The following is a 559-nucleotide window of genomic DNA, read 5'->3' on the forward strand; positions in this document are numbered from 1 at the left end:
GGCCGAGGTAGTTTCCGTCTCCATCGGGGGCCAGATAGCCGGGGGTGTCGTCTTCGTTGCCGCCGACCAGTTCCTCTTCCTCCACATAGCGGTCGAAGATGGTGCCGGCTGAAAGCGGCGTGTCGTCGATCACGCCCACACTGAAGCTTGCAGTGGCGGTATCGCCATCGCTATCGGTAGCGGCGAACTGGAAGTTCAGGCCGAGCTGGTCTTCGCCGGCTCCGCTGTGATCGAGCGTATCCACCAGGACGAATTCGTAAGAACCACTGTCGTCATCCGACAGGCCGACGACAAAGACGGTGCGGCCGTCGGCCATGGCCGTCAGTATGGTTCCGTCGCTGGACAGGACATAGGACAGCACATCGCCGCGCGAGGTCAGTCCCTGGCCCACAAGTGCGTCGATACCAGCCTGGGTAAAGGCGACCGAGCGATTGCCCGCACCCGTCAGGCTTTCGTTGTCGCCGTTGTCGGCACCCCACGCGATCGCCAGCGTCCCGCCGGTCTTGTTGGTGGTCACGTCATAATTGAACAGGCGGTCGTCGTCGCCCAGACCGCCACG

General features: G+C 63.1%; 1 protein-coding gene. It reads right to left on the bottom strand.

Annotated elements, in window-relative coordinates:
- The coding region (locus ACQQ2Q_RS22550) for a hypothetical protein (RefSeq protein ID WP_428189340.1) at nt 1-559 on the bottom strand (559 nt) is incomplete at both ends.

Origin of the sequence: Agrobacterium sp. ES01, from assembly GCF_050320885.1 — a bacterium.
Lineage (GTDB): Bacteria > Pseudomonadota > Alphaproteobacteria > Rhizobiales > Rhizobiaceae > Allorhizobium.